Here is a 13485-nt window from a genome sequence, read left to right as displayed (position 1 = left end):
CCTCATCCGCTCAAGGGTTGCTCGGCTCACGAGGAGTTCCTTCTCTGCGTGGAAGTCAGGTTACTCTCAAGAAATCAGCTTCACGCAAAAGAGGTCAGAGCCGCCGCCGCCCATTTCGCCAATCGTCGCCGCCCGCATGTAGCGCCCGATGAGCGACTGTCCCTGCATGCCTTCGATGAAGAATACCCCAAAGCGGACGACGGTCACGGAACTTCGCCCCGGCCCAGGCAAAGAGTTCGGGTCCAGGAGGGCGATTTTGCAGATGCGCGGACTGCTGTCGCCCGGGTAACGGGAACCCTGAATGCCGCTGGGACTGAGCCAGGCGTCTGGGTCCAGCGCCAGGATCTGGTCGACCGCCTGACGCGTGGGGCCTACCATGTCGCCGGTCTCCAACAGCAGCTCGTCGCCAATCTCAATGGCCATTGAGGAACCATTGACGATCGCGTCCTGGTAGGCTGCCGCCCCGGTGACTGGATTGCCCCTGTTCAGCGGGGGGAAGCACACCGGATAGCGCCAACTTGGCACCTCGCCCTGCGGACCTGCCTTCAGCACCACAGCGTCCCCTGGGAGCCAGTGCAGGTCCGGCACTGCCCACGGCTTGAGCCCGACCACTGACCGCGCGCTGCCATAGGCGGCCACCGCACGCGCCGACACATCCACGCTGTTGGCACGCACCAGCTGCAGAAAGTAGATTTCGACCGGCCTGGTAACCCTGACCTCCACCTGTCCGGCGCCGGGAAACGAAACCTCTTCTGCCGCCAAAGAGAGCGCGCGATTCTGCACCTTGTTGCGCCCAAAGACTTGGATAGCAGAAGCTATTGCTGCCTCCTGCCCGTTTATCAGCCCCCTTGCTCCGGCTAACGCAGCGGCATCTGCTGCTGCCTGCAGCTGGGACCGCGCCACTAAGATCGCACCGATGTCAATCGCCAAGCCGCAGACCAGCAGACAGATGAAAAGGGCAACGGCAGAAACGGCCAGCGTGCCGCCCCGCTCGTTGCGCCCAAGCGCTTTTCTGTTGCCGCGCCCATGCACCTTGCATGGCACAGAAGATTGTCTGAACCAGCACCGAGAGTCCAGGCCGGGAGTCTCCACTGTATTGCCCTCCGCGCAGGAGAGGCCGAACCGTGTTTCGGTCCGGCCTCTTATCGTGGGATTGAAGCGCACCCTTTGCGTGTGGCCTGCTTTCACCCTGGATTGCCCTACCGCACTTCCACTGCAGGCGTCACGCCCGTGTTCACAGTGCCAGGGCCGGCCGCGCACCATCACCACTTCCAAACCTCCGACCACGCCGCCGTGACAACCGCAATCCCCGTGTTCATCGCCGCCTGGAACGCCACCCCTTCACCACCCGTCACCGCCTCCGCCGCATCGCCCTCCACCTCACCGCCCATCATCCCGATGCCAGTGCTGCCAGTCCTCTGCGCAATCGGCCTGGGCGCGGGGACCATCCACCTTCCACATCCTCGACCGCCCACCGGTCACCTCGTGCCGCAAGGTTGCGCTCACGTAGTTCGTCTCCTTTGCGTCGGCGACGCGTCGATCAGTGCACACAGGGTTGCGGTTGTCACAGAACGATGCTCACCACGCCTTCACCTCTTCACCACCCCGCACTGCGCGGCTGGCCTGCTCGTCCGTCCGCCATTTCGCAACTGACGTGCCACAAATGTGGGCCCATTGATTTCGTGGGAGTTAAGGCTTGAGGCAAGGCGGCAAGCACCTCGGGGAGCGCAGCATTTGCTGCGCTGGCGCATGAAATGCTGCGCTCGGGAGGTCGCGTTAAGCGATCCCGTACTTTTCCAGGCGGTAAACCAGAGTGGGTTTCGTAATGCCCAACAGGCGGGCTGCCTGCGCCTTGTTGCCCCCAGCGCGCTCCAGCGCCTGCTTCAGCAGATTCTTCTCCACCTCTTCCAAATCGATGCCATCCGGTGGCAGAGAGAAACCTGCGCTGGGTGCACCACCTTCTTCGCGCCGCACAAAGTCCAAGAACTCGGGCCGCAGCTCTTCACCGTCGTGAGTCAACACGGCGCGCTCGATGACGTTGCGCAGCTCGCGCACGTTGCCGGGCCAGTGGTACTCTTCCAACAAGCGGCGCGTTCCGTCAGGAATTCGTACGAAGGACTTGTTGAACTTGCGGTTGAACTCCTTCAGGTAGAGCTTGGCAAGGGGGCGAATATCCTCTTTGTGCTCGCGCAGAGGGGGTATGGCGATCTGCGCCACGTTGAGGCGGTAGTACAGGTCTTGCCTGAATTTGCCTTCGCGCACCGCGGCCTGCAGGTCGCGGTTGGTGGCGGCGATAATCTGTACGTCGACCTGGATCTTCTCCGTCCCGCCGACGCGGTAGAACTCCTGGTTCTCGATCACATGCAACAGCTTGGCCTGCTGACTGAGCGGGGTCTCGGCGACTTCGTCCAGGAAGAGCGTACCCCGATGCGCTAACTCAAACTTGCCGGGCTTGCCCTTGTCCAACCCGCCCGTGAAGGTACCGCGTTCGTACCCGAAGAGCTCGCTCTCCCAGAGGTTCTCCGGGATGGCCGCACAGTTTACCACCACAAAGGGGTGCTGGAAGCGCTGGCCCAAGTAGTGGATGGCGCGCGCGATGAGGTCCTTGCCGGTGCCGGTCTCGCCGGTGATGAGCACGGTCGCCCCAGGCACCTTAATGAGCTTATCCACCATCACCATGATCTCTTTCATTGCCGGGCTCTGGCAGACGATCTGGTCCAGGCGATTACGCTCCACTTCCACGCGGCGCAGTTGCTCGATCTCCTGCTTGAGGGCAACACGCTCGGCAGCCTTCTCCACCGTGTGAAAGAGGTTTTCACGGCTGATGGGCTTGGTGAGGTAGTCGTAGGCGCCGAGTCGCATGGCGCGCACCACATTCTCCGGTTGTCCATAGCCCGTGATCATGATGCAGACGACGTCCTCGTGCGCGGCGCGAATCTTCTCCAGGAGGGCGAACCCGTCCATGCCGGGCAGGCCGATATCGATGAGCACGATGTCCCAGCGCTCACGCTCCAAGTACTTGAGTGCTTTCTCGCCGCTTTCCACCCCACTGACGCTGCACTTGCCCTGCAGGGCGGTGATGATAGACTCGCGCATCAAGGGGTCGTCCTCGACGGTCAACGCGCGAATCCTTACCTTGCTGGCATTCTCAGCCATCTTCTCCTCTCTGCTCTCAGGCAGCCGGGAAAAGGATGCAGACTGTGGTCCCTTCCCCAAGCTTGCTCGTGATACCAATGGTGGCCCGATGCGATTCAACGATGCGGTGCACCACCGAGAGGCCCAAGCCGACCCCTTCGTACTTGGTGGTGAAGAAGGGGTCAAAGACGCGGCGGAGGTCCTCCGGTGCAATCCCCACGCCCGTATCCTCAAACCCGACCTCCACCATGGGCGTCTCTCCGGCGGCGCGTCGCTTGCCCCAAATGCGCAGACGCCCGCCACGTGGCATAGCCTGTACGGCATTGAGCACAATGTTGACAAACGCCTGATTGAGCTTCTGCCAGTCAGCTTGAACCAGGGGAAGGTCATCTGCCCACTCTTGCACCACCGCGACTTTAGCCTTGCTCAGGTTGGTAGCCATCATTTTCAGCACATTGTCAACCACCTGCCGGATCTGGAGCTTTTCGAGGCTCGGCTCGGCCGGCCGGGCAAAATCCAGGGTGCGTTGCACAATGCTGGAGATGCGGTTGACGGCCTCCATACTGCTCTCCAGCACATGCCGCTGCTCTTTGGTGAGTTGCGTGCATTGCAGGAGGTGGTCGAGGTTGAGCTGGATGCTGCCAAGGGGCGTGCGGATCTCGTGGGCGATCCCAGAGGAAAGCTGGCCCAGCGAGGTGAGCTTATCCACCCGCTGCAGATGGCGCTCCATGCGCTTCTCCTCGCTAACATCGCGCAGGTAGAGGAAGGTGGCCTGTTGGCCCTCATAGGTTCCGCGCACCAGGTCCACCTCCAACTCCATCTCCTCTCCGCTGGAAGCCAGGAGGCGAACGGGCGCGGTCCCCGACGATGGCGGTGCTCCAGGCGAGGAAGCGCTCAGCTGCTGACGTACCTCCTCAGGCAAGGAGCTCAAGCCGCCCGCAGCCAACTGTTCGAGGTCTGTACACCCTGCCATGTCCATCAGCCGGCGATTGGCAAATCGCACCTTGCCGTCCACGACAATGGCCACGCCGTCCCGGGACTGTTCGACCAGCGTGGCATAGCGCTGCTCGGACTCTTCGATGCGCTGCGCCATTTGGTGGAGCCGCGCCAGTGCCTCGTTGAAAGCCGTCGCTAAGGTGCCGACTTCGTCCGTGCCGGCCACTTGCACGCGCAGCCCAAAGTCCCCCGTGGCACGAATCGCCGCCACCTGGTCGACCAGGGAGTTAATGCGCTTGATGACAAGCTTTTGGAACAAGGCCATGACGATGAAGGCTACGGCCAGGCCGATGGCCGTGTTGGCCAGCAGAGCAAGAAGGAGCGTCTGCTCGCCGCGCGCCAAGAAGACCTTCGGGATAGCGACCTCTAAGCGGATGGTGGGTCTGCCGGCGATGTCAAGCAGTACGCCGCGTGCCACAAGCTGCGCCGGGCGGCCGTAGTCGATCACTACCTCTTGAGGACCGCCTGTGTCTTCGACGCTGCCGAAGGTAGCCTCTAACTCCCATGGCGTGGCTGCGCGCGCGATGCGCTGCGGCAGGAAGCGACCGACTACAAGCCGCTGGCCTTCTCGCCAACAGGGAGCAATTGCCAAGGCCACCGGACCGGACGTGGTATTGAGGAGGCCGGAGGTGTCGGCGGCGGAGAGCGGAAGCAGGGGAGCAAGAGCAACCTGCACACTCTGCCCACACCGCGCGGCGGTGGCCGAATCGGCGAACATCAACCACTCCAGGCTCCCGCGGTCAGCTAAGGCGGCAAAGTCAAACGGCGGGACGAGCGACCCCATCGCGGACTGCATGCTGCGGCAAGAAAAAGTGAGCGCCTTGACCCTGGCGACGCCCTGTCCGGCGAGCGCACGGGCCGCCGCGCGCAATTGCCGCTCCTCTTGCTGCAGCAAGGCCGCACACCGGCGGAAATTGGCCTCTGCGTAGTCGCGATCCACGGCGCGGTGGTACTGCGCGATGCGCAACCGCAGGATGCCATACTCCACCGTGGTGAAGAAGAAGATGAGCACTGCCAGAAGCAGGACAATCTTCGCCTGGAGCTTCACCGTGCGCAGGCCTCTTCCTTGTTTCCGCCACTCCCACCACCACGGGCCACACGTGGCCTGGCGTTTCCGCAAACGCATGTCTATTTACCCACACAAAGGGGCGTTCGCGGACATCGGCGAAGACCAGCTGAAGCGGAGGACTCCTTCAGAAGCTGAGCCAGCGGTTGACTTTCACTAGGAAGACGTTCTCTGACTGGGTGTCGAAGAGCGCACGGCCGTCGCCAGTCAGAGAAAAGGTCCCCCGGTCATCTACGCTGGTTCTCCCTTGCGACCACACCAGAAACAGAGTGGAACCTGGGCGGTACTCCCAGCGGAGCACCAGGTTACTCCGGAACTGGCGGAAGTTGAAATTCGGGTTGTCCGGGTAGTCATAAGGGGCGTAGCGCTCTTCATAGACTGCCGCCCGAGGCGAGACGACCGTGCGGAAGCGCGAGTAGGCTCCCGCAGTGAGAAACGGCATACCGTAGAACTGCACACTGAGCGTTGGGGTGAACGTGTAACCGAGCCTGAGGGTAGCGAAAATCGTCTTCTGGTCCAGCCGTGCGAAGATGTAGTTGCTGCCGCTCGGCTGGGCGATTTCGTCCACATACTGCCTGTCATCCACCTGCGGCACAATGCCGAAGCCCAACGAGCACTGCACACGGCCATCCGGCCGCACTGCCAGTGAAGGCATCAGCCGCAACCAGTGCGTCCCGAACCTGTCTGCGGACCACATTGCCTGTACGCTCAAGGAAAGCGCTTTTTGCTCGTCGGTGAAAAAGCGGGCAAAGAGGTTGAAGTTGGCTGGCACCAAGATAGCCGGCCCACCCCGCAGGCTCGAGGTCGACAGGCGAGGGCCGTTGCCATTGACGCCCACGAACCCGCCCCAGTAGTTGAGAAAACGAAAGCGGAAGTTGGCACTGCCCCCGATGCCCAGCTTTTCACCCCCGCAGTTGGTCACGTGCCAGAGGTTCACATTCGCCCCGTAGTCTCGCAGGACCCTTCCCGGACGGTACCAGTTGTAGCCCAGAAAACCGAAGTGGATGACAAAGTCAGCATCGCGCTGGTAGCCCAGGTCGTTGACCTCAAAGCCTGGGCTGCGCACAACGCCTCCCACCCCATACGACCAGTTGCCGCCGGCCATTTTCCCGACGACGTAGGAGGCGGCCACACCCGAGAGTGTGGTGCGCGAAGGATCGAACTTGACGTGCCGCGCATCCGGCCGTTGAAAGTAGCGGGCCGAGCTCGTCTGCGCCTCAGCGATGGCCTCCCGGTGACCGCGAATGTGGCTGGCAGCCACCTTCAGCTCCAGGAAGAAGCGGTCCTGGTTCCAGCGATGGCTAAAGTCGACCCCACCGGCGAAGGACTGCCGGTTCAAGCTCTGCACCGCGGGGCTGTCCATGTCGCGTACGACACTGGTGAACATGGCGCCGAGCGTGCTTCTGCCCTGCCGGAAATCCTTCTGCGTGCGGAGGGCCAGGTAGTTGGCACGCGGCTCCACCGTCTCGGTGTACCGCCTCCCCTGCTCATCCACCTCTGCGACCTCGCGGTCCGTGAGCGCCTCAAGGACGCCGATGGACCAGCCGTGGCGGCTCTTGCCGGTCACCTTGCCGGCGAAGAGGATGGTCGTCAGGCGAGGCAGGCTCACATAGCCCTCATCGGACACGTCCGGATAGTGTTGGGGAGTCCTTCCAATGCGCCGCGAGTAGAAGAGCGTCTCGTTGCCCATGTCGCCATCGCCTACTCCCACGCCGAAATTGAAGATGTTGTTGCCCTCGAGAAAGAAGGGGCGCTTTTCCTCGAAGTAGCTCTCATAGGCCGTCAGGTTGAATTCCGAGGGATCGGCCTCCACCTGGCCAAAGTCGGGGTTAACGGTGAGGTCAAGCGTGAGGTTTGAAGAGAGGCCGTACTTGAGGTCCCCTCCCACGCTGCCCGCCCAGGTCTTCGCGCTGGAGAAGGGATTGCCCTGCTCCACTGGCCGGCGCTCAAGGCTGCCCACGCTGTACGGCAGCAGCTGGAGGCGGCGCGGCGCAGGAACGTCCTCGATCCCCTCAAGTTCACCGAACAGGGCCACCACGCTGTTGGCGTTGCGCGGAATGAGGCGCCACAAGTCCGTTTCCTTTTTCCGGCTGATGATGCGCCCGACCTGAAACCCCCAGCGATGGTGTCCCTGCGGGAAGCGGAGCTGGCTGAAGGGGATGCAGAACTCGGCCGTCCACCCGGAGGAGTCGCGGGCCACTGCCACATCCCAAACGGCATCCCAGCTCGGGTCCTCGTTGACGTCGTCGGAGCGGTAGAGGTCGCTGCGCGTGCCGGCGGGGTTCACGCCAAATTGGAAGGCGGTGCGATGGTCGCCGTAGCTATCGATGGCGACGAGGATCCAGTCGGAGGGAGATGCGACATCGCGACGGGTCAGCAGCCCACGGATCTTGTCCGGCTCCGAATCGAATGCGCGCACCGCCACGTAGAGGTGTTCATCATCATAGGCGACCTGCACCGTAGTCGGCTCGGTGGCAGGCGCACCTTCGTCCGGTTCCATTTGCACAAAGTCGCTACCGAGGGGCGCCACCTGCCAGACAGGGTCATCCAGGCGCCCGTCGAGGCGCACCTTGCCGCCCTCCAGGCGCACTGCTTGTAACACGCGGGGCGGCACCGCGGCCACCTCCTGGAGGGCAGGACGAGCAGCAATGCCAGTCACTGTGGCAATGGATGTGGGCAACGCAATCGCCAGGGCCCGACAAAGCACGTATGTTTCCCTCCTGTTCTGCTTTCCTGCGCGCTACACTGCCTTAGACGAGGAGAATGCGGAAAAGGTTACATCAACAGCACGCTGGTGCCGCTCCGATCGCCACGGGCAAGAATGTGCTCAGCCCCGCCGCCTCACACGCCTTGACAGGCACGCGTGGCGCTTGCTCGCCGTCGGCGCGCCAGCGAGCAGGGCTGCGGCTTCGCAAAGACGAGGCGCAACAGGCAAGCCCCACCGTCGGCTTATCGCTCCTGCCACGCATCCGGAGACTCCGTCCCCCCACCGCGAGAGCGCAGTCGGCCCTCTCGTCGGCTGCCGAAATTGTCCTTGAAAATGGTGGCCGAATTCGATAGATTTTCAACGCCACAAAAATCAGACAAGCCAGCGAGTCAAGATGCCCGAAAACCGCATACATGTACTGCCCGAGCATGTGGCCAACAAGATTGCCGCCGGCGAGGTGGTTGATCGCCCGGCGTCGGTGGTGAAGGAGCTCGTGGAAAACGCCTTGGACGCAGGTGCGCGCCAGATCGACATCGTCATCAAAGGCGGTGGTAAGCTGCTGGTGCAAGTGATTGACGATGGCTGCGGGATGAGCGCCCAGGATGCCCCGTTGGCCTTTCAGCGCCATTCCACCAGCAAAATTGCCACTGCTGCTGACCTGGAGAACATCACAACCCTCGGCTTCCGCGGCGAGGCCCTTGCCAGCATCGCCTCGGTGGCGCGCGTGGAACTGGCTTCGGCTGAGGAAGACGCAGGCGAGAGTACCGTGGTGCGGGTCGAGGGGGGGACACTCGTCGAGATTGGCAAAGAGGCTTTCCGCAAGGGAACCTCGGTGGCGGTGAAGAACCTGTTCTACAACACTCCGGCGCGACGCAAATTCCTTCGCTCCGACGAGACTGAGTACCGCCATATTCTCACCGTGCTGACCCATTTCACCCTCGCCTTTCCGGAAGTCGGCTTTTCGCTGATCAATGGTGACGTGGAGGTTTTTGCTCTGCAACCGAGCAGCCTGCAGGCGCGCATTGCGGCTGTGCTCGGCGATCGCACCGCTGCGACGATGCTGCCCGTGGAGGATCAGGGCTCGGTCTTGCGCATCCACGGCATGGTGGGCAAGCCGGAAGAAGCCCGCAAGTCGAGAGGAAACCAGTACCTCTTTCTCAACCGCCGCTATGTAGTCGACCGCGCGCTCAACCATGCGGTGATGGCCGGCTACGGCGAGAGCGTCCCGGGGGGGCTGTTCCCCAGTTATGTGCTCTTCCTGGAGTTGGACCCCAGCCGCGTGGACGTCAATGTGCATCCCACCAAGACGGAAGTCAAGTTGGCGGATGCGCAGTTGGCCTATGACCTCTTGCGCGGGGCAGTGCGCCGCGCCCTGACGCAGCGCGCTGAAGCCCCACCACGACCAGGGATCGACAGCCACCTCCGCCAACCATTGACCCCACGGCAGCAAGCAGCTCTGCCCATGGAGTTTCTCGTCCCTGCTGAGGTGGGGCGAAGCAGTCAAGCAAGCGGGGCTGCTCCCGTGACCGAGAGCCTTGCTGTACCGCGCATCCCCCTGGCGTCGGAACGGCCCAATGTGTGGCAGTTCCACGACACCTACATCTTGTCCGAGATCAAGAGCGGTTTGGTCATCATCGACCAACACGCCGCCCATGAGCGCATCCTCTTCGAGCAGGCAATGCGCGACCTGAGCGACTCGAAGCCTTCGTCGCAGCAGCTTCTCTTCCCCCAGACGGTGCAGCTGTCAGCGGAGGACTATGATCTGTTGATGGAGATGCTCCCCTTTCTGGAAATGCTTGGCTTTCTCATTCGCAGCTTTGGCAAGCAGACGGTCGTCGTGGAAGGGGTTCCCTCCGGGTATCGAGGCGGCGACGAGGCGCGCCTCTTGGTAGAGGTCATTGACGAGTACCGCGAGAACCGCCGCTCCGGGATAGAGCTGCGCGAGAGCGTGGCTCGCTCCTACGCCTGCCACGCGGCGGTGCGTGCAGGGGAGCGGCTGTCAGTGGAGGCCATGAATGCGCTCATCGATCAACTCTTCGCCACCGAGAACCCCTACTACTGTCCGCACGGTCGTCCCACCATCATCAACATCTCCCTGGATGAACTCACCCGGCGCTTCCAGAGGTAACCTGCAAGGGGAGGCGGCATGCGGGCTCGGGTAGAGCGCGGGCGGGTCACCATCCCGGTGATCGTTGGCCCCACCGCTGCCGGAAAGAGCGCGGTGGCACTCAATGTGGCATCACGCCTGGGCGCAGAGATCGTCTCCGCCGATTCCCGGCAGGTGTACAAGTTCATGGACATCGGTACAGCCAAGCCCACTTTGGAAGAGCGCGCCCTCGTCCCTCACCACCTCATTGACATTCGCCAGCCTGATGAGTACTACAGCGCCGGCGAATATGCGCGCGACGCAGCGGCGGCCGTCGCCGGGATATTGGCCAGAGGGCGCTTCCCCATTGTCGTGGGTGGGTCTGGCTTCTACATCAAGGCGCTGGTGGACGGCCTGTTCGGGCCGAAGGTGGCGGACCCCGCCCTGCGCGCGCGCCTGCGCCAGGAAGCGCAAGACCTTGGCGTGCAAGCACTTTGGCAGCGCCTGGCAGATGTCGACCCCGTCAGCGCTGCCTGCCTCCATCCCAACGATGCCCAGCGCATCATCCGCGCCCTGGAGGTCTACGAATCCACCGGGGTGCCGATTTCCCTGCACCAGGCGCGACATCGGCCCGAGCCGTCCTTTGGTTGGCATTTCCTCGGCTTGCGCTGGCCGCGCCAGGAGCTGTACGCGCGCATAGAGCGACGCGTGGACGAGATGATGGCCGAAGGGTTGGAGCAGGAGGTCCGCCAGTTGCTGGCTTTGGGCTATGACGAGCGCCTCGTCAGCCTGCGCACCGTGGGCTACAAAGAGATGTTCGCCTTTATCAGGGGAGAATTGTCACTGGAGGAAGCGGTTGTGCAGATCAAGCAGCACACGCGCAACTACGCCAAGAGGCAAATGACTTGGTTCCGGCGCGACGCCCGCGTGGGGTGGGTGGACGTGAACGAAGCCGAGGGGCTGGCCCAGGCGGAGCGCCAGGTGGAGGAGATCATCGCGAGATACATTGGCGAATTTTCCTCTTGACATTTGCAAAAAATCCTATATCTTTATAATCGAAAAAAACTGGATACCCCTTGAGAGGCGAATGTAGCTCAGCTGGTAGAGCACTGGCTTCCCAAGCCAGCTGTCGCGGGTTCGAATCCCGTCATTCGCTCTATTTTTTTTGGGCGGAATGCACCTCTTGTGACCGTCGTCACGCCCGGGGTTGCTCCAAAATGGGAAATTTGCACTGGCGAAGAATGGCAGAGGTGGGGCCGCCGCCAGCTGTGGCCACACCGGTGGCGGGCAAGGCTTTTGGAACCAGCTGTGAAGGAGGAGCACTATGAGAGCGGTCCGTGCAATGTTCGTGTGCGTGCTGGTAGCGTGCGCGACGCTCGCGTGGGGACAGTACCTCACCCAGCCGGTGGGGCCGGCGGGCAGCGTCGATTGGAGTCGACAGGTCGTGCGGGCCACCGGCATAGGGGCACCGAATCCTGACCACCCCTTGGCAGCGCAGCGCGCAGGGGCTATCGAGGCAGCCAAGCGAGCCGCCTTCCGCAATCTCCTCGAAGCCGTGCAAGGGGTTCAGCTTACCTCGGAAGTGACAGTCCGCAACGCCATGGTGGAAAATGACGTCATCAACACCCGCGTGCAGGGCGTCCTGCGCAACTTCACCATCGTGGACACCAAGTACATGTCCACCGGCGATGTGGAGGTCACCGTCGAGATGCCCCTGACCGGCGCGTTGGCAGACGTCTTGTTGCCGGCGCACTTGGGCGGCGGTGTCTACCCCGGGGCGGCTCAACCCCTCTGCCCGGTCTGCGGCCAACCGTGGCCCGCGGGCAAGCCGGTGCCTCCCGGTGTGCAGCTCATCCAGCCCGGAGCACCCGGCGTACAGGCACAAGCAGCTGCGGCAGGGACTTACACTGGTCTGATCATCGACACCAAGGGGCTGGGTGTCCGCCCTGCCATGGCGCCAAAAGTCCTGGATGAGAACGGCCAGGAAGTGTACGGCTCCAAGTTCGTGAGCAGGGACTGGGCCGTGCAGATCGGCATGGTGGGCTACGACAAGGACGTCAACCGTGCACGCACGAACGAGCGGGTGACGAACAATCCTCTCATCGTCAAGGCCATTAAGGCCACGGGTGCCAACAAGGCGGATGTGGTCATCTCCAACGCCGATGCGGCGGCCATCCATGCGGCCTCCAGCACCCAGAGCTTCCTGGACAAGTGTCGGGTCATGTTCGTCGTCGACTGATCGCCACGGCACGTCGACGGAGCGTTGGGCCTTTGCTGCAAGGAGAGCACTATGCAGAACAGAAGTCTAAAGTTCGTCGCAACGCTGCTGGCAAGCGTGCTTGTCCTCTGGCTGGTTGGATGCGGCCCGAAGGCAATCAAGCCCAAGTCGGTGCTGGACACGCCGGACAACCACTTCAACCAGGGCATGCGGGAGCTGGACCGTGGCAATCTCGACCTGGCGGTGCAGGAGTTCGAGCGCGCCAAGTCACTGGACCCGAAGTACGCCGAGGCTTACGCCGGCCTGGCCCTGGTGCATGCCAGCAAGCAGGACTTCCAGAAGGCGATGGAGCTGGTTGACCAAGCCCTCGCCAAGAACAAGAACTCCCTTGAGGCGCGCATCATCAAGGGACGCATCATCACCATGCGTCGCAAAGGTGATGACTGGATGGAGGAGGCGGTCAAGGAGTTCAAGAAGGCAGCCGAGCAGTACCCAAGCAGCGACAAGCCGCTGTACTTCATGGGCATCACCTACAAGGAAGGCTATGACTTTGGTCAGGCGGCCGCTGCTTTCGCCAAGGTGATCGAGATGAAGGGCAACTATGCGGCAGCTGCCGACAAGGAGTGGGCCTTGGTGCAAAAGATTCAACGCGCCGCTCCTGGCACCAAAGTCGGCGCCAAGATCGCCCTCATCCCTGAGATCAGCCGGGCGGACCTGGGGGTGCTGCTGATGGAAGAGCTCAAGCTCATGGAGCTGCTGGAGAAGAAGCGCGCCAAGACGTACGACACTGGCTTCCGCCCGCCCGAAGACGTCACCAAGATGGCACAGCCCGAAGCGAAGCTTCCCGATGTGACGGACATCGAGGGGCATTGGGCTAAGAACTGGATCAAAGACATCGTGGCGGCCCAGGGCATGGATGTCTTCCCCGACCATACCTTCCGCCCGGACGAGAAGATCACCAGAGCCAACTACGCCAAAATCATGCAGGACATCATGATCCTGGCCACAGGCGACCAGACGCTGGCCACCAAGTTTATCGGCGAGTCGTCGCCCTTCCCGGATGTCAACCCAAGCCACTGGGCGTTCAACTCCATCATGCTCATGGTCAGCCGCGGCATCATGGCGGCCGACAAGATGACCGGCGAGTTCCGGCTCAACGACCACATGTCCGGGGCTGATGCCCTTCTGGCCATACGTGACTTCCAGAACGCAATGCGCATGACGTTCTAACTGACGAAGGGGATCCCTAACTCTGGGATCCCCTTCTTGTCCGTCCT

The 13485-nt window shown here is 62.5% G+C and carries 9 protein-coding genes and 1 tRNA gene; 5 read left to right on the top strand and 5 right to left on the bottom strand.

Annotation, left to right across the window (positions count from 1 at the left end; all coding sequences use genetic code 11):
• Window positions 1-66 precede the first annotated feature (66 nt).
• The 5 genes from NUW13_07305 to NUW13_07285 form a co-directional block, all read right to left on the bottom strand.
• Window positions 67-1044 (bottom strand): pilus assembly protein TadG-related protein, encoded by a 978-nt coding sequence (locus tag NUW13_07305; protein ID MCR4438835.1) that lies wholly within the window; start codon window positions 1042-1044, stop codon window positions 67-69.
• 218 nt (window positions 1045-1262) lie between these two features.
• The gene (locus NUW13_07300; GenBank protein MCR4438834.1) at window positions 1263-1448 is read right to left on the bottom strand and encodes a hypothetical protein; all 186 of its coding nucleotides are present in this window, start codon (window positions 1446-1448) and stop codon (window positions 1263-1265) included.
• A 328-nt stretch (window positions 1449-1776) separates the two neighbouring features.
• Window positions 1777-3156 (bottom strand): sigma-54 dependent transcriptional regulator, encoded by a 1380-nt coding sequence (locus NUW13_07295; GenBank protein MCR4438833.1) that lies wholly within the window; start codon window positions 3154-3156, stop codon window positions 1777-1779.
• Between the two features lie 16 nt (window positions 3157-3172).
• On the bottom strand, window positions 3173-5257 hold the full coding sequence (locus NUW13_07290) for an ATP-binding protein (protein MCR4438832.1): 2085 nt from the start codon (window positions 5255-5257) through the stop codon (window positions 3173-3175).
• Between the two features lie 67 nt (window positions 5258-5324).
• The gene (locus NUW13_07285) at window positions 5325-7904 is read right to left on the bottom strand and encodes a carbohydrate binding family 9 domain-containing protein (GenBank protein ID MCR4438831.1); all 2580 of its coding nucleotides are present in this window, start codon (window positions 7902-7904) and stop codon (window positions 5325-5327) included.
• 394 nt (window positions 7905-8298) lie between these two features.
• Here NUW13_07285 and mutL point away from each other — a divergent pair, with 394 nt between their 5' ends.
• The 5 genes from mutL to NUW13_07260 all read left to right on the top strand — a co-directional run bounded on the left by mutL (window position 8299) and on the right by NUW13_07260 (window position 13438).
• Window positions 8299-10032, top strand: coding sequence for a DNA mismatch repair endonuclease MutL (mutL, locus tag NUW13_07280; protein MCR4438830.1), 1734 nt, complete (start codon window positions 8299-8301; stop codon window positions 10030-10032).
• 18 nt (window positions 10033-10050) lie between these two features.
• Window positions 10051-11016, top strand: coding sequence for a tRNA (adenosine(37)-N6)-dimethylallyltransferase MiaA (gene miaA, locus NUW13_07275; protein MCR4438829.1), 966 nt, complete (start codon window positions 10051-10053; stop codon window positions 11014-11016).
• Window positions 11017-11073: 57 nt separating this feature from the next.
• Window positions 11074-11146, top strand: a tRNA-Gly gene (locus tag NUW13_07270).
• A 168-nt stretch (window positions 11147-11314) separates the two neighbouring features.
• Entirely contained in the window at window positions 11315-12229 is a 915-nt protein-coding gene (locus NUW13_07265) for an LPP20 family lipoprotein (GenBank protein MCR4438828.1), read from the top strand.
• 51 nt (window positions 12230-12280) lie between these two features.
• Complete coding sequence (locus tag NUW13_07260) at window positions 12281-13438, top strand: S-layer homology domain-containing protein (GenBank protein ID MCR4438827.1); 1158 nt, start codon at window positions 12281-12283, stop codon at window positions 13436-13438.
• Window positions 13439-13485 lie beyond the last annotated feature (47 nt).

Source organism: candidate division KSB1 bacterium, from assembly GCA_024655945.1.
GTDB lineage: Bacteria > Zhuqueibacterota > Zhuqueibacteria > JANLFK01 > Oleimicrobiaceae > Oleimicrobium.
The sequence above is the reverse complement of the archived record's forward strand: the minus strand, read 5'-3'. Positions and strand labels throughout refer to the sequence as shown.

Coding starts and splice junctions, on each gene's coding strand:
- NUW13_07300 (MCR4438834.1), bottom strand. CDS start 1,448: ATGGTCCCCGCGCCCAGGCCGATTGCGCAGAGGACTGGCAGCACTGGC.
- NUW13_07295 (MCR4438833.1), bottom strand. CDS start 3,156: ATGGCTGAGAATGCCAGCAAGGTAAGGATTCGCGCGTTGACCGTCGAG.
- NUW13_07290 (MCR4438832.1), bottom strand. CDS start 5,257: ATGCGTTTGCGGAAACGCCAGGCCACGTGTGGCCCGTGGTGGTGGGAG.
- mutL (MCR4438830.1), top strand. CDS start 8,299: ATGCCCGAAAACCGCATACATGTACTGCCCGAGCATGTGGCCAACAAG.
- miaA (MCR4438829.1), top strand. CDS start 10,051: ATGCGGGCTCGGGTAGAGCGCGGGCGGGTCACCATCCCGGTGATCGTT.
- NUW13_07265 (MCR4438828.1), top strand. CDS start 11,315: ATGAGAGCGGTCCGTGCAATGTTCGTGTGCGTGCTGGTAGCGTGCGCG.
- NUW13_07260 (MCR4438827.1), top strand. CDS start 12,281: ATGCAGAACAGAAGTCTAAAGTTCGTCGCAACGCTGCTGGCAAGCGTG.